Source organism: Hyphomonas beringensis (genome assembly GCF_000682755.1).
GTDB lineage: Bacteria > Pseudomonadota > Alphaproteobacteria > Caulobacterales > Hyphomonadaceae > Hyphomonas > Hyphomonas beringensis.
In genome coordinates this window covers 72,686-94,115 of sequence record NZ_AWFF01000054.1, presented here as the reverse complement: position 1 = coordinate 94,115, position 21,430 = coordinate 72,686, and the positions used below count along the sequence as shown (strand labels likewise).

Here is a 21,430-nt window from a genome sequence, read left to right as displayed (position 1 = left end):
TCATGCTACAGATGACCCGCACTCCGACGCCCGAATACACTTCCATTGAGAACGCGATTGATCAGGCAATCCGCCAGGTCCCTCCCCTGTGGCCGCTAACCCATAGTGTCGCCGTCAATCCATTTCTCGGTCAGGCGCATATGCCCTTTCAAAAGGCCGCAGCAAAACTTGCCTGGCTTTCCGGCCAAAAGCTTACCTTGCCCGCAGCCTGGTATCTGGAAAAGCTGCGCTCAGGAAAGATCACCAACGCGGACATGACAGCAGCGCGTCAGGAGCTTGACCTTGCTGACACGAACGACTGCCCCGAACTGCAGAAAACTGACTCCTCCGGATTTGATCCAACGAAGCAACGCATTGCGTCAATCGCAAGCCTTGCAACAGACCATAGCGGGGTCGACTGGGGTCAGGTGATTGATGACAGATTTACCAGCTGGGCTAGCGCCTACTTCGACGAAGGCCAGGCCCTCTGGCCAATGACCGCCGGAAAAGGTGCCTGGTCATCCTGGCTAAGCTGGGCACAGCACGATCTGACTCCGGAAATCTTCGGTTTGAAAAACTTCGCAAAGCAAGTGCAGGCCTTGCCCGAAACGCCGGAGGCTCTCATCCTTGAGGCGTGCGAATACCTGAAAGTGCCATCAGACCACCTTGGCGACTATTTCCTTCATCTTCTGCTCAGTCTTGGGGGCTGGAGCCAGCTTGCACGCTACCGCTTGTGGCAAGCCGAACCGGAAGGTCACTCTGATGAGACCCTACGCGATCTTCTCGCTATCCGGCTCGTCTGGGATATTGCGCTTCTTAATCAGTACAAAAATGACATTGGTAAGCCATGGTCTGAAACCTGGAAAGATTACGCCCCATCAAGCCCTATGCCCGCTTCATTTGAACAGGAAATCCTGCTTCATACAGCATTTGAATACTCGAAGATCAGGCGACTTGGAGAAAGCCTCCAGGCACCGGCTGTACGCGAGGCGAAAACCGATCCTCTGGTTCAGGCGGTATTTTGTATCGATGTGCGCTCTGAAGTGTTTCGCAGAGCGCTGGAACAGGTAACGCCGCGCGCTGAAACGCGGGGCTTTGCCGGGTTCTTTGGAATTCCGCTGCGGCATCACGGATTTGCATCCGATATAGCGGAGGACCGTCTTCCGGTTCTTCTGAAGCCGGGCATTCATTCGAAAGCCGTCTCCGCCACCAGGGATCATGACGACCGTCCTGAACGTTATAGGGCGCGCGCATTCCGCGCCTGGGGCAGGTTCCGGATGGCGGCGGTTTCATCATTTGCATTCGTGGAATCATCAGGTCCGATCTATGCCTGGCGCCTCGTGAAGGACGGGATTGCCAGCGCACGGAAGAAAGCGCCCTCAAACCACCCGCTACAACTCGACTCATCATTCGGCACCGAGGACCGGATCGACTTGGCCAAATCGGTCTTGACGGCCATGTCGCTTACCGAGGACTTTGCGCCAGTTGTTCTGCTTGTTGGACATGGTGCCACAGTCACGAACAATCCTCATGCAAGCGGACTGCAATGTGGGGCCTGCGGCGGCCATGCCGGAGACGTTAACGCCAGACTGCTCGCCCAGATCCTGAATGAGCCTGCCGTAAGGTCCGGTCTTGCGGACCATGACATTCATATTCCGGATGAGACGCATTTCCTTGGCGCACTGCATTCAACGACCACTGATGAAATCAAAGTGTATGACGAGGGAGCCCAACCCGCACTTCAGAAAACAATCTCGGAAATCAAGACGTGGCTTGCTGAAGCTGGACAGCTATCACGGCAGGAAAGATCTCTTACCCTGCCCCGTGCCGATAATGGCAAAGGTGTCATCCGGCGCAGCCGCGATTGGGCGGAGACGCGCCCTGAATGGGGGCTCGCAAACTGCAGCGCCTTTATCGCAGCCCCTAGAGAGAGGACCCGGGATCGCGATCTCTCCGGCACAGCATTTCTACATGAATACGACTGGGAAAAGGATACCGACTTCTCAACGCTGGAGCTCATCCTGACAGCCCCGGTCGTTGTCGCAAGCTGGATTAGCCTGCAATATTATGGCTCTGTTGTCGCTCCGGACCTATTCGGTGGCGGCAATAAGCTTCTCCACAACGTGGTCGGTGGCATAGGCGTTCTGGAAGGTAATGGCGGGCGTCTCCGCACAGGCTTGCCTTGGCAGTCGGTCCATAACGGCACCAAATATGTGCACGAGCCCACCCGCCTCACAGTTTGTATCGAAGCACCCTGCGAGGCGATCAATGATGTCCTCGAAAAACACGAGAATGTCAGGGCCTTGTTCGACAATGCCTGGTTACGCTTATTTGCTCTCGGTAGATCAGGACTGCTTGCATCGGAATATACTGGCGATCTGCAATGGCGCAAAGTCACCAGCGCTTACAAGCACCCCTAGACAGATGCGGCCAGTCTATGAGGGGGGCGGTCAGGGCAACAGGCTCCCACGAGGAGATAACCTGGCTCCCCCCATCATGATGACGGACATCACCTAGAAAGGTTTCACAGCACCAAAGAATGCAGTGGTCAAAATTCCAACCCAGTAAAGATAAGCAATCCCGCGCGCAAAACGAATGGACATCTTCAGCTTGTGCTCCGCCTCGGGGTTCGGCCCCTGAGCAAGGATGGGAAACAAGGCACGCCATTCGTGCATCACGAGACGAAGCACAACACCCAGAATGAGAAGCAAACCATATGTGAGAATCTTGGCAGAATACCATCTCTGCCCCTCGCCTGCTGCAAAAGGGCCATGCCCGAGAAGCGAAGAGATCGAGACAAAGATAAGTACAGGGATGAGAATGTAGCGAGTCCAGTCCTCAATATGGGACAGCAGCATACCAATCTGAGTACCACGCTTGGCAAATGCCCCCCATGTGATCACCATCCAGACCGCCCATAGAATCCACATTGCGACAAGCCAAGGCCCGCCCAAAGGCTGGATACCCCAGATGTGCCCCATATGCAGCCCTAACGGCAGTAGGGAGATAATCCCTGTACGTGCCATAATATCTATGCGGTAGGCCGTTTCCATATGCCGCGAACGTTCTTCCAAGGACAGCGCAGGGTTCACGACCTTGTAACTGGTTTGAAAAACGCCCCACTCACCACCAAGCCAATACACCATAGCCACAATGTGCAGCCATCGAAGAATTGAAAGTTCATGCGTTGTAAAAAAATCCCACATACCCGCCTCCATAAACGTACAAATGATATACCATTTAAGCGGGTATTTGGCGATAGTAAAATTTATAAATTCAGCAGGAAAATCAGCTCCCTAACCGGAAAAGCGTCCCTCTCCGCATGACTAATTTCATGGCACAAGAGAAATCAGGCATGTGCAGCCTCAACGGTCTCTTCGGCGGCCCTTAAGGCTTCTCCTTCATCGTCTTCTCGTCCGTAGACATACCGTCCAAGGAAGAGGAGCGGCACTGTCGAAATGAAGAGAATTACCCCGGCACTCGTCAGAGTGAACTGCCAGTCCTGCCCCAATAGAAGCCCCGTATCCCACTCGATAATTTTGACGCCCCTGCCCTCGGCAAGGTTTGTCATTAGCCCGGGGCCCAAACCTGCACCCAGAGCAAAAAATCCGTATATGGATCCATAGATAGCTGAATAGGATCTCATGCCGAAATACTTAGACACCATATAGGCCATGAAATCGTATTCTACGCCAGCGCCAAACCCGATCATGAGGATTGCAAGGGTTGCTGTGTTGGCATCGACCTCTGGATGCCCGAGAAGCCAAAGAGCAAAGGCAGGTGAAGCCAGGAAACAAAACGCAACGGCTGGCGCCCAAAACCGGTCAATCAGGAAGCCGCCTATCACACGCCCGCCCAGAACCGCCAGGCCGGTCAAGGTGGCCAGCCCAACCGCCTCGTCCATCGCCATACCGGAATGCGTTAGAACACGTTCGATATTTGGAATAACCGAACCGACGGCATAGGAAATTGGAACAAAGCACAATGACAGGAGCCAGAATCGCCAGTTCATCAAAGCTTCTTTGAGTGTCAGGCCTGGCAAAATGATAGCTTCATTGTTGGCATTTTTTTGAACCACTGGGGGCTCTGTCCCGATGCGTAAAAAGATCATTGCCAAGATTGGAGCCAGAACAAGCGGCGCGTAGGCAAAGGGAATGATGTACTCTAGCCGAACGCCATTCCGGCCAATCAGTTCAAGAACCTCCTTGAGGACAATCAAAACAAAAATGCTCGCCGAGAGAAGGCTAACCAGAAGGATCGGTATCTTGCTTTTTACGATCTTCGCGCTCTTGGCCGGAACATCTTCGACGTCACGTATTGCCAGCAGCGAAAGCGGCAAGGATATCATCAAGGGCAGACATCCCAAGGCAATATATGCTGTTCGCCAATCGGAGTGATTAACAACAAACTGGGTAAAATACTTTGCAAGGGCTCCAAACACGCCCGTCGAAATGAGCGCTATGCCCAACGCCACACCCCGGTTCTTGCTGAACCAATTCGCAACAGGACGCGTGAAAGTGATCGGCAAGGTGCCGGCACCCGCAAAGGCGAGAACGAGCCAGAGCAGAATATACATGGCCTTTGAACCATTATTGAGTCCAATAGCCATGAGTGCCAGCGAGAAAGTAACAATGGAAATCAGCGCGACACGACGCGCGCCGAATTTTTCAGAGAGAACACCAATGATGGGCGCCGCAGCCAGACAGCCAAACGTATAAACCGCCAAGGCATTTATAATAAAACCGGAATCCCATCCCAGAGGACCAAACTCCTTCAAGATAGGCGGAATAAAAACACCGATGGTATAGAATGGCAAAGGTGAAAGCCCAAGGCCAACCCCGACAGATGCTGATGCAAGTACAGGCCAGCCGCGCTTAAACTCACCTTCTTCGCGCATATCAATACTCCTTGCACAAGCAACAATGTTTAAATGGTATACCATTTAAACATTTCGTCGAGAGAAAATATGCACTCTTTCTATTATACGTATCGCCTAATCAGCCATGCGCACTGCGATCGCCCGGCCGTTGGTAAAAGCTGCACAAATAGGAAGCACCCGCATCCGTCAAAGATCACGAAAAGCAAGCAGGCTCACTTTTCTCGCTTTCGCAAATGAACAACAGAACACACGCCAATAGCTATGAAAGCCAGTGCCCATGGCACGGTTCTGGCCCAAACAGCTCCAGGCCCTGAAGGCAGCAAGAACTCATATGCTGCAGATGCGCCAAACCCCGCCAGCAATGATGCCAAAACGGCTATGCCAGACAGACGCACGCCTGCAGCTCTGGCAATGACCGCAGGTCCAAAACTCGCGCCAAGCGCTGTCCAAGCAAAAAGAGTCCGCTCAAAGATTGTCGAGGGCAAACGGAGAGTAACGACGACAGCAGCCAGGCAAACAAAGGCCACCGCCATACGCGACACGATAACCTCCTTACCGGGGAAGATCTTCGCCACTCCAAGGTCGTGACTGATTGCGGCGCCAGCAACAAGTAGCTGGCTATCGACAGTAGACATTATGGCGGAGAGGGTTGCCGCAACGACGACACCTGCCAGAATTGCAGGAAGCGCTGTGGAGGCGATCTCAAAAAAGACGCCTTCAGCAGGCGCATCTGAACCAAAAATAGAGCGGGCAGATAGACCAAGAACAGCCATGCCTGAATAGACAAGTCCTGCCCAGACGATTGCAATACCAGCCCCCCGCACTCTGGCCTTCCTATCCCGGGCAGCCATGATCCACGAAATAAGATGTGGCTGGCCCAAGGCCCCGAACCCCGTCGCCATTGAGCCGATCACAAAGCCTAGAGCGGTCCAGCCGACCGCCGTTCCAAAAGGAGCCCTGAATTCGGAAGGGGCAATATTCAGCGCAATTGAAACACCTTCTATACCGCCAGCATGCAGCAAACCAACAGCAGGCACGACTATGGCGACAGCACCGATCAGCAGACCTTGGATAGTATCAATCAGTGAGACGGCAAGAAATCCACCGAGCAAGGTGTAAGCCAAAATGATCCCGGCCCCCAACAAGATGCCAGATTGGAGACCTGTGCCGAAGACACCATCAAAGGCTATGCCAGCCCCCTGGAACTGGGATGCGATATAATACGAGTAACAAAAAACGATCATCAGGGAGGCCGCGATGCGGATCAATCTTGCTACATGGGGGTCAGCCCCTTGTGTAAGAAAGTCCGAAAGGGTCACATGCCCATGTTCGCGGCTTGTTTTTTGAAGAAGCGGCCCAGCCCAAAGCCAAACAACAGCATAACCAAGCAGGATTCCTGGAACCATCCAGAGAGCCGATAGACCAACCTGGTAAACGAAGCCGGAAAAGCCAAGCAGCACCCAAGCACTGGAGCTTGAAGCCGCATAGGCAAGGCCGGCGACCCAAGGCCCCAAATTACGCTCACCAAGAAAGAACCCCTCTTCGGTTCTGGCACGCGACGTCACCCATAGGCTGAGGCCTATAAGTCCGGCGGAGTAAACTATGAGCGTTATGAGGGCTGGCAGATTTCCCATCGTGTTCCCCCGTGCCTTCTAAGCCGTGACTTCGGCAACAGGGTCTGATGCAAACCCAAGGGGCAGTCCTGCATTTGGTACAAAGCCGTACAATTCTTCACCTGGAAGTGCTTCTGCCAAGATCTTGCGCGCTTCGAACAAGGCATCAATGCTGATCCCGGTTTTGATGCCCATAGACTCAAACATGAAGACAAGGTCTTCCGTCACGATATTTCCACTTGCGCCTGGCGCGGTCGGACAGCCCCCGAGACCACCGAGGGAACTATCAAAAGTCGTGATGCCTTCTTCCAGAGCGGCAAGCGCATTCGCCAGACCCAGCCCACGCGTATTATGAAGGTGCACGCCTTTAACGGCATCCGCTCCAACAACACCTCGGACTGACCGAATCAAACGTTTGATTGAACGCGGGTCACCATATCCCGTAGTGTCCGACAGGCCGACCTCATCGCATCCAGCCTCCATAAGTTGCTCAGCACATCTCAGTATGACTCGATCCGGAATCATCCCCTCCAGCGTGCAACCAAATGCCGTGGAAAGAGATCCTTCAAAATGCGGTCGCTTCTCCGCTGGAAGGGAAGAGATCAGATCGGCTATATTTCGTGCTTCTTCGATTACCTGCTCATGTGTTCGCCGAATATTCCGCACCGAATGAGTCTCGCTCACCGACAAAGGCAGTGTGATCTTGTCTGCACCGACCTCGATAGCGAGTTGAGCCCCCTTCAGATTGGGAACCAGGACAGCAACTTCCAAATTCTCCAGTTCACGCGAAGATGCAACGATCTCTGCAGTGTCAGCCATCTGGGGCAACAATTTGGGCGATACGAATGAACCGACTTCGATCTCGCTCAACCCGGCTTTTGCCAGCGCAGAAATCCATCGCACCTTATCGGCCGTGGACATGATCGTCGTACAATTCTGGAGGCCATCGCGTGGCCCCACCTCGCTTATACAGACTTCGTTGGCGGACATATCGAGCCCCCTTTCCTATTAATTTTCGCTGGCGACCAGAATTCGTCAGAAGATGAATTGCCCTAAATGATATATCCTTTAAAAGCATGATAAGCCAAGGATCATATTCACGGGAAATTCTGTAATGCCGCTTTCAGGTCTCAAAGTCGTAGAGTTCACTCACATGGTGATGGGGCCCGCTGCGGGTCTAATTCTCGCTGATCTTGGGGCCGAAGTCGTCAAGGTTGAACCCGTCGATGGAGACAAAACGCGCCGCCTGAAAGGCTCGGGTGCGGGCTATTTCTCAATGTATAACCGGAACAAGAAGAGCCTTGCTGTCGACTTGAAATCCGAGGAAGGCGCGGCAATCGCCAAAGCGCTCATAGCGAAAAGCGACGTCTTTATTGAAAATTTCAGGCCAGGCGCACTGGATAAACTGGGCTTTGGTTATGACAGCATGCGCAAGCTGAATCCGGCACTTATCTACTGTTCTGAAAAAGGCTTCCTTCCCGGCCCCTACGAAAATCGCACAGCATTGGACGAAGTTGCCCAAATGATGGGCGGTCTCGCATACATGACCGGCCCTCCCGGTCGTCCTCTACGCGCAGGCGCTTCTGTAATTGATGTAACCGGCGGAATGTTCGGGGCAATCGCCATACTCGCGGCACTGAATGCTCGAAGTGAGACCGGTAAAGGTCAGCATGTTTCTGCCTCCCTTTTTGAGACCACGGCCTTTCTCGTCGGCCAGCATATGGCTCAATATGCCGTCACCGGATCACCTGCGGCGCCCATGCCAGCCCGTATTTCAGCATGGGCCGTGTATGATGTATTTGACGTGAAAGACGACCAAAAAGTTTTTCTGGGCGTTGTCTCTGATAGTCAGTGGAAAACATTTTGCCAGGCATTCGAACTGCATGACTGGGCCGAGGACGCGACACTGGCCGAGAACAATGATCGTGTTATGCGGCGCGAAGAAATTATCCCGAGAATCCGTGAACTCCTGAGCGACTACGAACAGTCTGACCTTCTTGCGAAACTCGAAAAAATAGGGCTTCCGTTCGCACCGATTGCGCGGCCGGAAGACCTGTTTGATGATCCCCACCTTAATGCAAAAGGCGGGTTGCTGCAGATGACGCTACCGGATGGCGGCAATGTAAAGCTTCCCTCAATGCCCATCACTATGGATGGGGAGCGCTGCGGACTACAGCTGAACCCACCCAAGATCGGAGAGCATAGTCACGCCATACTGAATGAATTGGGATATTCAGAAGAGCAAATAGAAAGACTGGTCATCGATAAGCGCATCAATGGATAGATATGCATCCATCAAGGTAGGATTTAGTCAGACGTTTGCCCCCCCGGAGAGGGTTACCTATACAACCAGGGCCTCTTCAGTTTATCAGCTTCCTGGAATGTCCTGATAACAGGCAATTCCTTCTTGGTCATACTGATTGGATCCAGGCCTTCCAGGAGCAGTCGCTTCGCATAAGCACCTATTTCAAAGTGATACTCTCGATCATTGACGAGCACTTTTTGCATCGGCAAATCGATTGTAACGAGCTGCGGACTGCTTGACGCCACAATACCCGCGATTTCAGAAGAATGCAGACGGATAGGCAGAACCCCATTCCGGGTGCAGTTATTATAAAAAATCTCGCCAAATGATTGCGCTATGATTGCCCGAATACCGTACTCCTCCAAAGCCCAGACAGCATGCTCGCGCGAGGAGCCGCACCCAAAATTCTCGCCCGACACCAGGATTTTTGCCTCTCTGTAACCTTCACGGTTCAGGATAAACTCCTTGTCAGGTATTCTGTTTCCTTCAGACACATAGCGCCACCCTGCGAACAGTCCCTCAGCAAGGCCATTACGGCTCGTCGTTTTCATCTCGCGCGATGGTATGATTTGATCCGTATCAACATTATCAATCATCAAAGGCGCGGCGACACCTGAAAAGCGTGTAAACGTTTGCCGCATCACTCATCCACCCCCACATTAATTTTGTCAGCGCGTGATATTGCACCTTTCACAGCTGATGCTGCGACTGTCGCAGGACTGGCCAAGTGTGTGCGCACACCTGGCCCCTGTCTGCCCTCAAAGTTACGGTTGGTTGAGGAAACAACGCGCTCTCCAGGGGCAAACGTTTGACCGCCTGCAAAGAAACACATTGCGCACCCTGGTGCGCCCCACTCAAATCCGGCTTCCCTGAAGATTGCATCCAGTCCTTCCTCTTCGGCCTGCCTGCGTACAGACTGGGACCCGGGGACACAAACTGCGCGCACGCCATCCGCTACTTTTCGGCCTTGGAGGAAAGCCGCCGCTGAACGCAAATCAGACAGGCGCCCGTTCGTACACGACCCGATAAAGGCGCCGCTTATTTCCAGTCCCTCAACGCGCTGTCCACCGCTCAGTCCCATATAATCCAGAACCTTTTGGTCGGCCCCTATGGGAATAGCATCTCCGATCGGTAACGCTTGCTCCGGACTGGTGCCCCAACTCACTATGGGCTGGACATCTGCTGCATTGACTTCGATCTCATAATCAAAGATCGCATCCTCATCAGTGAAAAGCGAGCGCCAGTCCTCTCGCGTGTCCGCTATTTCGTCAGCATTCGGCGCATAAGGCTTTCCCAGAACAAATGATATGGTTTTCTCGTCAGGCGCGATAAGAGCCGTGAAAGCTGAAAACTCGACAGCCATATTACATAGAGTGAGACGTTCCTCTATCGTGAGCTCAGAGATTGCACTTCCACAATACTCAATAGCGCAGCGCTGACCGCCCTTGGCGCCAAATTTATGGATGATGTAAAGAGCAAGATCTTTTGCTGATACGCCTTCCCCCAGCGCGCCGTTTACAGTGACACGCATTTGCTTGGGCTTGGTGACACGAAGGCAACCGGTCGCCATCGCATGCTCAGACTCACTCGACCCCACCCCCCACGCCAGGGCCCCAAGTGCTCCCAAACTGCAAGTGTGACTATCCGGACAGATCAAGGAAACGCCAGGAATCGCGATACCAAGTTCCGGAGCGATGACATGCACAATACCTTGGCGCAGATCATTCGTATCAATAAAATTCACACCTGCCTCAAGAGCGAGCTTGCGTGTCTGAGTGATGAAAACACCCCCCCCGGGGGAACGAGATTCATCTGGACCTCGATTCTCACGAAAAGAGACAATGTGGTCCATAATGGCAAAAACACGCTTGGGGTTTTGCACGTCATGGCCAGCGTCACGGAGGCTTCTAAGTGCGACTGCTCCGGTTCGCTCATGCAGGCAAACCCTGTCAATCGCGATCAAATCCGCGCCATCTCCACCATCAGCTATACGGTGGGCCGCCCAAAGCTTGTCAAAGAGTGTTTGCGCCTTCTTGAAGACCATAAATTTCTACCAATTGCCTTAGTCAGATCAACAGGCCAAACATCCTGGCGCCCAAAGGACGCCAGGATGCCGGGGTATTAAACGCTAGCAGGAGGATGCAAGGCGTCTAAAATTTGTATCCAAGATCGATACCATATGTGAGCGGATCAGATGCAAAGACATTAGATGCACCGGCCGTTGCAGCACGCCAGTAGTTCTGATCGGCAACATTCTTTGCCCAGACCGCAGCAGACCATCCCGCATCCGACTGATATTTGATCCTGGCATTCAAGATTGGATCGACCGTAGTCAGAACATGATCAGGAGCGTTTGCTACCAAGGACCAGCTGTCATCTTCAAAGCCGACATCGCCCGAGAAGGTTAGCGTGCCTGAGGAGACCGGCAACTCATAGAGCACACCAATAGCCCCCTTGTAATCAGGAGCATTCTTCAAGTCCAATCCATAGGCACACTCAAGCGAAACAACACCTCCACAGGCCGGGGTCGATCCTTGGTTAGTCAAACCTGCCGCAGAAGCCATATCCAGCTTCGTGTACTCCGCATCGAGGAGACCAAGATTGGCATTAAACTGAAGATTCTCGGTCGCCTGCCATGCTAATTCAAACTCAAGACCTTGAATTTGCGCCTCAGGAACATTGAACCGCGTGAAGCCGACATTCGGGACAGTCGCACCGATTTGTAGTCCCTCATATGTATTAAAGAAATAAGCAGCGTTCAGCCTTACCGTGTTAGAAAAAAGATCCGTCTTTGCACCGAGTTCAAAGCTATCCAATTTCTCTTCTTCTACGGGAAGAAAGACTGCTGTTGAGCTGAATGCATCAGGAGACCAACCTCCGGATTTGAATCCGGTCGCATACTTCGCATAGGTCAACACCTGATCATTGAGACGGTAGTCTGCTCCGACGGAATAACTCAAATTGTCAAAGCTTGCACTATCCTGACGGGAGAAATTAAAGGAGCGGTTGATACCGTAAAAATCCTTATCTTCCTGCGTGTAGCGAATTCCTCCAGTCAGAGATAGCTTGTCTGTTACGTCATAGGTTCCCTGCGTAAAGGCAGCGAGCGACTCTGTGCTTCCATCGATAGAGAATGGAAAGATGAAAACAGAGTCTAGCTTGATGTCTTCCTCAAAATAAAAGAGGCCGGCGACAAAATTAAATGGCCCCTCATAATTTGAGCTCAGAGTAAATTCCTGACTAAACTGTGATTGGTCTGTCTGCTGTTGGTATTCAGATCCAATACGCGTATGAAGATCGTCTTCCAGAGTTCTGTACCCCGTAAGGGACATGAAATCATAAGTTCCAAGCTTACCATCAATCTGAGCGGAAACGCCTTGTGACTGAGAGCGCTGGTCATAGGCGGTAAAACACCCCGTCGTGGTCGACGTGAGAGAGCATTGAGTACCTGGGGCTGGCTCGATGGTGAACACGTCACCATCAACATCGCTACCCGGCGCAATAGAGTCCGGAGTTGGGTCAGAACGGTCCAACGTACTGTCAGCCGCGATATACAAACTCCAGTCCTCATTGAATTCAGTTAAAAAGCTGGCACGCATGGCGAACACGTCAACACGGCCAACATCACGTCCTTCACCAGCCCTGGCACCGTTCGGCTTTAGCGAAAAAAATCCGTCCCGTTCACGCTTTAAGGCCGTAAAACGAAAAGCGGTATTGTCTGCGAGCTGAATGTTCCCTGTACCACGAAGGTCTATGCGCCCATTATTGCCGATAGTTGTGCGGACTTCTCCGCTATTTTCCATTTTAGGCCTTACGGATTGGAGCTTGATGGCACCACCAATGGTGTTGCGACCGTAAAGAGTACCCTGCGGCCCTCTGAGAACCTCAATTGATTCAAGATCAACGACATCAAAAAGGGAGCCTACGGAGCGCCCCACATAAATGCCATCAACATAAATACCTACGGCTTGGTCCACCATGCCCCGGCTTTCATCCTCGCCGACACCACGCAGAAAGATTCGTGCGGCGTTCGCTGTACCCGTATTGGTTCCCATGTTGATGTTCGGAACCTGAAACTGAAGATCAAGGACATCACCAACCTGGCGATCCTCAAGCGCAGCGCTGTCAATCGCTGTCACAGCGACAGGAACATCCTGCATACTCTCCGATGTACGCTGAGCTGTAACTGTGATGGCATCAAGCCTGCGCGCATCATTCTGATCACCTGCTTCTTGCTCTTGAGCAAAAGACGGAGATGCGGACAGTCCAGAAACGATGGCAATACATGCTGCAGAGGCAAGTAGTCTATGGTTCATTTTAGTACCCTCTATGTGCGCGAGCCGTACTCCCCCTTGAGTCACTCGCCTGACACAAAAGATATACCATTTAGAAATATGAGCAATCATCCAGCTAAAAAAATGTCCGGACTATTTATACCGATCTCCTTTTTAGGCACATGTGCACATCAATTGAGCGCCACACTTGTTGGGAAGATACCGCTGCTTCTGCATGCTGCACCGCTTCGAATGCTGTTTATTATCTCTATTTATTACAAGGCATAACTAATGCTACCGCTGGATGCGAGACATACTATTGAGAGGCAGGATTTCGCGCTGGCTATACAAATGTTGCCTAGACAACACACAAAAGATATATCATTTAAGCGTCAACTCTGAACAGGAGAGACAGATCACATGACGGATGCATCCAGTGCCCCGACAATGCAATTATCTGACAAGACAGCGCGGCAGATCTTTGAGGATATCCGCGCCAATCCAGCGCGAAAACGCTTCGGCTTTGGCAAGAGGGTTGCCATAGTGAATGTCGATCCGCAAAAAGCGTATACCCGTCCAGATTTGTTTCCGAATACAGCATATATCACTGACCCTCTGCAGGCAGATCATATAAACAAATTGTCTAAGCTGGCGCGCAGCAAGGGACTTCCAGTGGTGTGGACGCGCGTCTGCTATATGGAAAATGCAGCCGATGCTGGCATCTGGGGAACCCGAACTGATACGCCCGACAGCCTTCAAAACATCAAAGCTGGCAGCGTGCGGCATGAATTTGATGACCGCCTGGAAATAGATCCAGCCGTTGATGCCATCTACGAGAAGAAGATGCCAAGTGCTTTCTTTGAGACCAGGCTTTCGAGTTTTCTGACTTGGCACAAGATCGATACAGTCGTGATAACCGGCGGGTCAACGAGTGGCTGTATTCGCGCAACAGCGGTCGATTCTTTAAGCCACGGGTACAGAACAATCGTGCCAATAGAATGTGTGGCGGATAAGCATGAAAGTTATCATTTCGCCAACCTAACAGATCTGCTCCTGAAATATGCAGACGTAGTGGACGTACAGGAAGTCTATGACTGGCTTGAGGAGTACTCAGTCTGATGACTCACGCCGATCCTAATCTCTACGATTATTGGCCCTATGCGGGTCGCCCAAAAATCCGGTGGCCCGGCGACAAGAAACTTGCTTTCTGGATTGCGCCAAACATCGAGTATTACGAGTTTCAGCCCCCGCCAAACCCGAAGCGCCAACCCTGGCCACGTGGTAATCCTGACATCCAAGGTTACACACAACGCGCGTGGGGAAATACTGTTGGGCACTGGCGCCTTATGGAACTCCTGGACAAGTATGACATGCGTGGCTCCATTTCATTATCGATTGGACTCGTTGATCACCATCCGGAAATCATTGAAGCCTGCGCTGCTCGTAAGTGGGAGTTCTTCTCTCACGGAATTTACAATACGCGGTTTTCCTACGGCATGACCCCAGAGCAAGAACGAGCTGTTCTGGAAGACTCCATCCGAACCGTTGAGCGCGCAACGGGCGAACGCATTCGGGGGTATTTGGCGCCAGCCCTGACACACACTGAATCCACCCTGGACCTGATCGCAGAGCATGATTTCTGGTATACTTGCGATCTTTTTCAGGATGATCAGCCCCAGCCAATAAAGACCAAAACCGGCCAGCTGGTATCAATGCCATACTCACTCGAAGTGAATGATGTCATCACATACTCGGTCATGGGGTATACGCCTGAGCAGTACACAGATATTCTGAAGCGACATTTTGATCAGCTCCTGGAAGAAGGCGAAGAAAGTGGCACGGTTATGTGCATTCCACTACATGCCTATCTGGTCAGCCAGCCACATAGACTGAGGATCTTCGAAGAGGCCCTGAAACACATCTCGGAACATGCGGACGACGTGTGGATCACGACAGGACAGGAAATTGCCAAGTATTTCCGTGAGAACTATTGGGAACAATCCATCGCCGACATTCAGACCCGTGGCGTGACAACAGGAGGGACCGGCTTTGCCCCTTCCAGATAATTACTTGAAATATTCGCATAGAAAATATGGCTTTGACCATGATCATTTTGCCTGGACACCAGACACCAAGCGCGCGCCACTGCAACTGAAATCGGGGGCCAAAGCAGCTGCCTTCATCGTCGTGCCGTTGGAGTTCTTTCCTCTAAATCCTCCCGCAGAACCCTTTAAACACCCCGGCGCGATGAAAACGCCGTATCCGGATCTAAGACATTACACGACCAGAGATTATGGTAACCGTATTGGTGTATATCGTATTCTCAAGGTTCTAAATGAATTCGGTATCAAGGCGACGTTTGCCGTGAATGCGGAAATTGCGAAACGCTACCCACCGCTGGTAGATGCTATTTCCAACGCAGGACATGAGATTGCCGCCCATGGCGTATCCACGGCTCATATCCATCATGAAGCTCTATCAGAGCAGCAAGAAACCGCTTTGATTTCAGAGTGCCGATCAATATTTCCGGATGCGACGACATGGATGAGCCCGGCACGTAACGAAAGCTATCGCACCCCCAGGATCATTGCCGAATTAGGGTTTAAGACCCTGTTGGACTGGGAGGCAGATCAACGCCCCCTGCCTTTCAAAACTGAGAGCGGCAACCTCACCTGCCTGCCCCTTATGCATGAGCTGTCCGACTTCAAGCTTATGGTCGACAATCGGCAACAGGCTGATGATTGGGCTGACCAGATACTGGAGGCGGCGGAATTTCACATAGCTGACCATGAGCGCTCGGGTGCACAATGCTTTGGATTCACTCTTACACCCTATGTCGTAGGACAACCCTTCCGTATTCGCGCACTTCGCCGCGTTATAGAGGGCATTGCACGTCTGGACGGCCTGGAAGTCGCCACGGCACAACAAATTCCAACAATGTTTAAAGAGTAAGACATGTCAGAACCAAAGACATCTCCACGACTAGAACAGCCCTGCTTTCTCGTAATCTGTCGTGACGGCGAAAACTCCGCGCAAAAAAGAACCCAGTTCCTGAAGGGGCATCTCGATCACGTTGAGAAGAATTGGGAGAAATACGTAACGGCAGGCCCGGTGCGCATACCTGGTAGTGAGCCGCTTGTAGGCTCAGTCTTCCTTGTACTGGCAGACACACTGAATGAAGCCAAGGCCCTTATGGAGGGAGACCCCTACATTGCGTCCGGAATGTACGAGACCATTGAGTATCTCGAGTTTACCAACTCAGTTGGCCGCTTCATCGGCGGAAAAATCTGGGAAAGCGCCGAAGCTGTGGCTGAACGCGCCGCAGGCGGACCAACGAAGCTCTCCAAAGGAGAACAATAGCAAATGACGTCACATCCAAAGCAGCGCGTATTGAGCGGCCGTATCGACTACATGATCGATGGCCATCCCGATTTCCCGGAAGGGCTTTGGGGCGTAGAATATTGGCGCATGTCGCATCACCCTAATGGTGACCGGGTCATGCGCGCATACTGCGAACTCCATGATGATGAGCCACTTATCCGGGATGTGATCGCCGCAGTCGACAAAGACTTCCACCCACTAGACACCTATGTGCGCCTGACGAAAAGCGACAGATTCTTTGGCAACGCATTGTACAATTGGAGCGATACCGAGGGCGAGTATCAAGGATACTCTGCAGAGAAGGCGCGCGTTAGCGAAAAAGTCGATATTACGCGCGCTATAAGAGGCTTTGGCACGCATAACCTAGGATCAGACGCCTGGCTGACGGCCAGGTTCGACTTTTCCAAAGGCCCAGGGATTCAGACCTTCGAGAACAATCTGCTCACCTCGATTGATCACCGTGGCGCGACAGGACCAGCGTTTGAGCGCACAACAACCAGCAGCTTGAAATACTCAGGCATAGAAACAGTAAACGTTCCCGCCGGGACATTCGAATGTCACAGGTTTGCCTTTGTAAATACCAGCAACGATCATCCACCCTACGACTTCTGGGTCACAGCAGACGGTGACTTCTTGTTTATCAAAGGCACTGTCGCCGAGCCATATAATTGGTCTTTTGAGCTGATGGAGCTCCATGAAGAACGTGCTGGAACCTGATTAGATTAGGCCCGCTTTATCAAGCTTTTCAATAACACGCTTCTGCCGGGCGAGATAATAGTCTCGCTCCGGCACTTGCGTCCCATCTCCCAAGCCGCCCTGCTCCGCAGCATCGAACCCCGAATAGGCCTCGGCCCACATTTGCATGGGATGACGAGACAAAAGATTAGCCATACCCGGACGGCGGCGATACTCTCGGAGACTTTCAAGCGAAATATCTGCACACGCATTGATGGTTTCGCCTGACCCCGCCCGAGCAAGTACACGCCCCTTATAGTCGATAATTTCTGACCCACCATCCGTCGAGTTTTCTGGGATCGCAATGCCGCTCAGTCCGCCCGAATTCGCGGATACGACATAGGCCATATTTTCCACAGCGCGCGCATGTCGCGTTATGGACTTAGGCGTTGGCAACGGACTTGAAACTTCTGAACTGGAGTGAAGCAGTATCTCCGCGCCTTTACTGGCACTGATGCGGGCAATTTCCGGATATAGAATTTCTTCCGAGGCAATTGCTGAAAGCTTGCCAATTTCCGTATTCGCTACGGGAACCAGGGCATCCAGGCCATACGTGTCCAAGTACTTGTCCCAAACGTCAAAAGGCGAAGGGGCAAACATGGAAATCAGCCGGCGGTATCGCAGCACCAAATCTCCGGAAGGCGAAAAAACGGTGGAGCATTGGAAATATAACTCGGGAAAATTCGCATCCGTCTCATAGTGATTACTGGCGAGGAAAATCTGACTATCCTGGCACAACTTCGCTATTGCATCATATTCAGGCCCATTTGGCGCGAAGGCCGCCTTCTCCTTCCACTCAGTGGCGCTTTCGCCCCAGGGAAACCCTGTCACAGAATACTCAGGGAGCGAGACCAATTTGAGATCCTGCCCCAAAAACCTCTTAGCATTTGCAACCTGCAGAGAAATCCTTTCAATGGAGTTCAGGATCGCAGCGCGAGCATCGGTTATAGAGAGAGAGTTTACAGCGCGACAGGCAATCTGTAGCGCTAAAGCAGTGTAGGCCATTTTGGTTATATCTTTTCCATATCTGAAACTCATTTCTGATATGAGGCAAGACAAGTCAATGTCCTCGCTCAACAATGGATTATGCATATGAAAGAAGAAACGGCGTTTGAACTCACAGCAGACGAGCTGGATGAAACATCCTCTTTGCCATTATATCAGCAAATCTACACAAAGATCCGTGAGGCCATTATTTCCGGCAAGGTGCCGGCGCAATCAAAGCTTCCTGCGGAGCAGGAACTCGTCCAGAGTCTTGGCGTTTCCCGTATCACGGTCAAACGAGCCTTCAACGAGTTGGCAATAGCGGGACTGGTACGACGCTATCGCGGCCGCGGCACAGTCGTGACCTATGATGCGACCGCGCCAACGGTGAAAGGCAGTTTCGAAAATCTCATTGATGGCTTGAAACGAATGGGAATCGAAACACAAGTTCAATTGCTTGATTGCGAAATGATCAGTCCCAGTCCAGCTATTGCAGAAGCTCTGGAACTCAGCCGAAACGCCAGTGTACAACGCATTGTGAGGCTTCGTATTCTTGCGGATGAGCCATTTTCCTATCTCGTAACCTACGTTCCTGAAGATATTGCAGAGGCCTACAGCGAAGATGATCTGGCAACAGCCAGCCTCATTTCGCTTCTTGAAAAAGCGGGTCATCGGCCTTGCGAGGCAACCCAAACCATAACAGCAGTGCCCGCAGAAGCCGCGGTTGCAGCGGTCCTAGGCGTCACAACCGGCTCCCCCTTGTTACGCATTCATAGGATTATGAGAGACGCAACAGGGCGTCCGGTTCAAGATATCACGGCAACTTACAGAGCAGATCGCTTTCAGTATGAGATGCGCCTGACGCGTGAAAAAAATTCTGATTGGACTGCAGAGTAATCTGCTTAAGGATCGAGCAGAAGATCATAAATGTTACGCCAAATATGATTGCCCTCTAGCCAGATATCACAAATGATATATCATTAGGTCGAGACAACAGGCTTGACTTATGACATTTGAAATCGCGATCTGGACCCTGCTCCACGTTTTGGTATTTGTATACTGGCTAGGCGGCGATCTCGGCGCTTTCTACACTAGCCGTTTCCTTACAGCGCCAAATATAAGTCCTGAAAAACGCTTGATGGCGGCCAAGATTGTAAATGACGTGGACATGGCTCCACGGACCGCTCTCATTCTGGCACTGCCTACAGGCTACATGCTCGCCGTCAGCAGCGGATGGCTAGCGGCGCCCATCTGGACGGCATGGTTAGGCATCATAGCCGGCGTGGCGTGGCTTGCGATTGCCTGGCATCTTCACTTGTCTCACGGCAATGCGCCCAAGCTACTCGTCAGAATCGATCTGGTTATCCGATGGGCATTATGCAGTGCACTGATATTCTCTGGATTGGCCGGTTTGGCTGGCATGCTAGGCATGCCGCAGTTCATCGCGATCAAGCTTATCCTGCTTGCTGCCGCCATATTGATGGGGCTGCTTATCCGCGTAGTTTTGAAACCTCTTGGCACAGCCCTCGGCAATTTGTCTGGACCATCCTCTGATAAAGCCGAACGAGATGTCGCTGCCGTCCTCACCAAGGCAAAGCCTCTGGTTATGGCGATCTGGTTTTTCATCATCCTGGCCGCCTTCACAGGCCTGCTAAAACCAACATTCTTTTAGGAGTACAATTATGCTCGACCAGACCGACAAAGACGCATTGGATCAATTGAAATCCATACTTGTGCAAGCTCTTGGCCCAGATGCCATCCGCGATGACCTAAAAGAACGCGAACTGATGAGCCAGGACATTTGGGCGAAAGGAAATACTGCTGAATTAATCGCAGCTCCTCGCTCTCTCGATCATCTTGTCAAGATTGTGCAGGCTGCACACGATCGCGGTATAAAGCTTAATGCGCGCGGCGCCGGTATGTCATACACAAAAGGATATACGCCCGACCGCGAGGGCATTGTCATGCTTGACATGAGCAAAATGGACCGGGTCATTGAGGTGAATTCCGAGGACATGTATGTGACAGTGGAAGCTGGCTGTACTTGGAGCGAGCTTCATTCTGCGGTGTCCGCGAAAAACCTGCGCGTTCCCTTCTGGGGCCCACTTTCAGGCCTGACATCCACAATTGGCGGCGGTCTGTCCCAGAACAATGCTTTCTTTGGCGCGGGCAAATACGGCACGACAGGCGATAGCGTCCTCTGCGTTACGGTAGTGCTTGCCGACGGCACTGTTGTGAAGACAGGAACGTCAGGCACGAAAGGTGCCAAACCTTTCTGGCGTCACTTTGGCCCCGACCTGACAGGGATTTTTTGCGGGGATGCCGGCACAATGGGCATAAAGGCAGAGATTACTCTTCGGCTCATCCCTGCTCCGAAAACAGAAGACTGGTCTAGCTACGAATTTGAATCCCGGGATGATTGCGCCAAGGCCATGGCCGACCTCATGCGCGAGGATATCGCAGCCGAGATCTTCGGCTTCGACCCGAACCTCACACGCGTTCGGATGGCTCGCGCTTCAATGTTGTCAGACGCGAAAACACTTACAAATGTCATGAAGAAGCAAGGCAGTTTCCTGAAAGCCCTGAAAGAAGGCGCGAAGGTTGCGATGGCCGGTCGTGGCTTTATGGCAGATGCAGCTTACACGCTTCATTACACGGTAGAAGGGCGCTCTCAGGTAGGCGTGAAAGAAGAAATCTCTATCCTGAACAAAATTTGTGAGTCCCATGGCGGAAAACAGATTGAAAACTCAATCCCCAAAATCATTCGGGCAAATCCATTTGGTCCCCTGAATACAATTCTGGGACCATCTGGCGAACGCTGGGTGCCAATTCATGGCATCGTACCCGTCTCTGAAGGGGCGGCCTGCATTGCAGAAATAGACGCCTTGTTCGAAAGTCTAAATGTAGAATTTGAAAAGTACGACATTCTCACCGGCTATCTGCTCACGTCTCTTGGAACGACAGGTTTTCTGATTGAGCCAGTATTTATTTGGCCCGAAGAACTTTACGAGATTCACAGACAAACCGTCGAATCAAGCGTCCTATCCAAAATCAAGTCTTTCGAGCCGAACCCAGAAGCTACCGAAATGGTTATTTCTGCCCGCCAGCGTGTTTTAGATATATTTAAGTCCCATGGCGCAGCTCACTTCCAGATCGGCCGTACATATCCGTATGCAGAAACTCGTGAAGAAGGCACAGCAGAATTACTGGCCCGCGTGAAAGCTGCTGTCGATGGCAACTTCACCCTGAACCCTGGCTCCGCAGGACTAGGGTGAGGTCT

Annotated in this window: 18 protein-coding genes; 10 read left to right on the top strand and 8 right to left on the bottom strand. The window is 52.0% G+C overall.

The window, feature by feature from the left end:
- The first annotated feature begins 2 nt into the window (after positions 1 to 2).
- The gene (locus HY29_RS13310; RefSeq protein WP_051601510.1) at positions 3 to 2,399 is read left to right on the top strand and encodes a YbcC family protein; all 2,397 of its coding nucleotides are present in this window, start codon (positions 3 to 5) and stop codon (positions 2,397 to 2,399) included.
- A gap of 93 nt (positions 2,400 to 2,492) precedes the next feature.
- Here the strand turns inward: HY29_RS13310 and HY29_RS13305 are convergent, their stop codons facing one another.
- From HY29_RS13305 to HY29_RS13290, 4 genes are all read right to left on the bottom strand, one after another.
- Positions 2,493 to 3,185: a hypothetical protein gene (locus HY29_RS13305; protein WP_034797723.1), complete on the bottom strand. Its 693-nt coding sequence runs from the start codon at positions 3,183 to 3,185 to the stop codon at positions 2,493 to 2,495.
- 143 nt (positions 3,186 to 3,328) lie between these two features.
- Entirely contained in the window at positions 3,329 to 4,876 is a 1,548-nt protein-coding gene (locus HY29_RS13300; protein ID WP_051601509.1) for an MFS transporter, read from the bottom strand.
- Positions 4,877 to 5,070: 194 nt separating this feature from the next.
- The gene (locus HY29_RS13295) at positions 5,071 to 6,492 is read right to left on the bottom strand and encodes a sodium/proline symporter (protein WP_034797721.1); all 1,422 of its coding nucleotides are present in this window, start codon (positions 6,490 to 6,492) and stop codon (positions 5,071 to 5,073) included.
- A gap of 18 nt (positions 6,493 to 6,510) precedes the next feature.
- Complete coding sequence (locus HY29_RS13290; RefSeq protein WP_034797719.1) at positions 6,511 to 7,461, bottom strand: hydroxymethylglutaryl-CoA lyase; 951 nt, start codon at positions 7,459 to 7,461, stop codon at positions 6,511 to 6,513.
- 124 nt (positions 7,462 to 7,585) lie between these two features.
- Here HY29_RS13290 and HY29_RS13285 point away from each other — a divergent pair, with 124 nt between their 5' ends.
- Positions 7,586 to 8,755 carry a CaiB/BaiF CoA transferase family protein gene (locus HY29_RS13285; RefSeq protein ID WP_034797717.1) on the top strand — a complete coding sequence of 390 codons (1,170 nt, stop codon included), beginning with the start codon at positions 7,586 to 7,588 and terminating at the stop codon, positions 8,753 to 8,755.
- A 53-nt stretch (positions 8,756 to 8,808) separates the two neighbouring features.
- On the opposite strand, the gene leuD is transcribed toward HY29_RS13285, so the two are convergent.
- The 3 genes from leuD to HY29_RS13270 all read right to left on the bottom strand — a co-directional run bounded on the left by leuD (position 8,809) and on the right by HY29_RS13270 (position 13,092).
- On the bottom strand, positions 8,809 to 9,417 hold the full coding sequence (gene leuD, locus HY29_RS13280; RefSeq protein ID WP_034797715.1) for a 3-isopropylmalate dehydratase small subunit: 609 nt from the start codon (positions 9,415 to 9,417) through the stop codon (positions 8,809 to 8,811).
- Positions 9,417 to 10,820, bottom strand: a complete 1,404-nt coding sequence (locus HY29_RS13275; protein ID WP_034797713.1) for a 3-isopropylmalate dehydratase large subunit — start codon at positions 10,818 to 10,820, stop codon at positions 9,417 to 9,419. The genes leuD and HY29_RS13275 overlap by 1 nt, the downstream gene beginning before the upstream one ends.
- Before the next feature lie 106 nt (positions 10,821 to 10,926).
- Positions 10,927 to 13,092, bottom strand: coding sequence for a TonB-dependent receptor (locus HY29_RS13270; RefSeq protein ID WP_034797711.1), 2,166 nt, complete (start codon positions 13,090 to 13,092; stop codon positions 10,927 to 10,929).
- Between the two features lie 405 nt (positions 13,093 to 13,497).
- Between HY29_RS13270 and HY29_RS13265 the strand changes: the two genes are divergently transcribed.
- Genes HY29_RS13265 through HY29_RS13245 form a run of 5 tightly spaced genes read left to right on the top strand, consistent with a single transcriptional unit; the run spans position 13,498 to position 17,148 of the window.
- Positions 13,498 to 14,169, top strand: coding sequence for an isochorismatase family protein (locus HY29_RS13265; protein WP_034797808.1), 672 nt, complete (start codon positions 13,498 to 13,500; stop codon positions 14,167 to 14,169).
- Positions 14,169 to 15,116 (top strand): polysaccharide deacetylase family protein, encoded by a 948-nt coding sequence (locus HY29_RS13260; RefSeq protein ID WP_034797709.1) that lies wholly within the window; start codon positions 14,169 to 14,171, stop codon positions 15,114 to 15,116. Before HY29_RS13265 ends, HY29_RS13260 begins: the two co-directional genes overlap by 1 nt.
- Positions 15,100 to 16,002 (top strand): polysaccharide deacetylase family protein, encoded by a 903-nt coding sequence (locus HY29_RS13255; protein ID WP_034797707.1) that lies wholly within the window; start codon positions 15,100 to 15,102, stop codon positions 16,000 to 16,002. The genes HY29_RS13260 and HY29_RS13255 overlap by 17 nt, the downstream gene beginning before the upstream one ends.
- Positions 16,003 to 16,005: 3 nt before the next feature.
- On the top strand, positions 16,006 to 16,410 hold the full coding sequence (locus HY29_RS13250; RefSeq protein ID WP_034797706.1) for a YciI family protein: 405 nt from the start codon (positions 16,006 to 16,008) through the stop codon (positions 16,408 to 16,410).
- Positions 16,411 to 16,413: 3 nt separating this feature from the next.
- Entirely contained in the window at positions 16,414 to 17,148 is a 735-nt protein-coding gene (locus HY29_RS13245; RefSeq protein ID WP_034797705.1) for a hypothetical protein, read from the top strand.
- Here HY29_RS13245 and HY29_RS13240 read toward each other — a convergent pair whose 3' ends face one another.
- Positions 17,149 to 18,171 (bottom strand): nitrilase-related carbon-nitrogen hydrolase, encoded by a 1,023-nt coding sequence (locus HY29_RS13240; protein ID WP_034797807.1) that lies wholly within the window; start codon positions 18,169 to 18,171, stop codon positions 17,149 to 17,151.
- 87 nt (positions 18,172 to 18,258) lie between these two features.
- Between HY29_RS13240 and HY29_RS13235 the strand changes: the two genes are divergently transcribed.
- From HY29_RS13235 to HY29_RS13225, 3 genes are all read left to right on the top strand, one after another.
- Positions 18,259 to 19,047 carry a GntR family transcriptional regulator gene (locus tag HY29_RS13235; protein ID WP_051601532.1) on the top strand — a complete coding sequence of 263 codons (789 nt, stop codon included), beginning with the start codon at positions 18,259 to 18,261 and terminating at the stop codon, positions 19,045 to 19,047.
- Positions 19,048 to 19,156: 109 nt separating this feature from the next.
- The gene (locus HY29_RS13230; protein ID WP_034797704.1) at positions 19,157 to 19,822 is read left to right on the top strand and encodes a hypothetical protein; all 666 of its coding nucleotides are present in this window, start codon (positions 19,157 to 19,159) and stop codon (positions 19,820 to 19,822) included.
- Positions 19,823 to 19,832: 10 nt separating this feature from the next.
- Complete coding sequence (locus tag HY29_RS13225; RefSeq protein WP_051601508.1) at positions 19,833 to 21,425, top strand: FAD-binding oxidoreductase; 1,593 nt, start codon at positions 19,833 to 19,835, stop codon at positions 21,423 to 21,425.
- Positions 21,426 to 21,430 lie beyond the last annotated feature (5 nt).